General features: G+C 49.8%; 1 protein-coding gene and 1 pseudogene. Both read left to right on the top strand.

Features of this window, described 5'->3' with window-relative positions; translation table 11 throughout:
• Positions 1-225: hypothetical protein (locus HMPREF2890_RS09185; RefSeq protein WP_210394772.1), on the top strand; the 225-nt coding region annotated here is incomplete at its 5' end.
• 22 nt (positions 226-247) lie between these two features.
• Positions 248-522 (top strand): annotated as a pseudogene (locus tag HMPREF2890_RS05590) (IS3 family transposase); the annotation flags it as partial.

The following is a 522-nucleotide window of genomic DNA, read 5'->3' as shown; positions in this document are numbered from 1 at the left end:
GAGAAGTCAAGGGAGCAAGCCCACAAAGCTAAGCTCAGGGCTTTTGCACTCGACACGCTCATACAGGTAGCCGATGAAACATACGGCTTTGATCTAAAAAAAACTTTGGATCAAAGCGGTGAAAACAGGTCACCGGCAATCAGCCTTGTACACCAAAAAGGATCTCTACACAACCTTTGGCTACACGCGCCAAGCGTATTATCAAGGGCTGAAAAGAGGTACTAAGGAGACCGCACTGGCAAAAGACTTGATACAGATCGCAAGAGACATAAAGGCCCTCTACCCCGGTATCGGCACGGAGAAGCTCCGACTGGTGTCGCAGACGATGTTTCCCGATATGGAGGTGCCGGGCAGAGATCGCTATCACGCCCTCATACGGGAGTATGGTCTTATCAACAAGCGACGTAAAGGGAAGTCCACGACCAATAGCAACCATCGTTTTCGTAAGTACAAATTCCTTGCAAAAGGGGTGGTGCCAAGAAACCCCAACGAGCTTTGGGTCAGCGACATCACCTACATTAC

The organism is Porphyromonas sp. HMSC065F10 (genome assembly GCF_001808555.1).
Taxonomy (GTDB): Bacteria; Bacteroidota; Bacteroidia; order Bacteroidales; family Porphyromonadaceae; genus Porphyromonas_A.
Note: the sequence above shows the minus strand (reverse complement) of the source record. Positions and strands in the feature narration are given on the sequence as shown.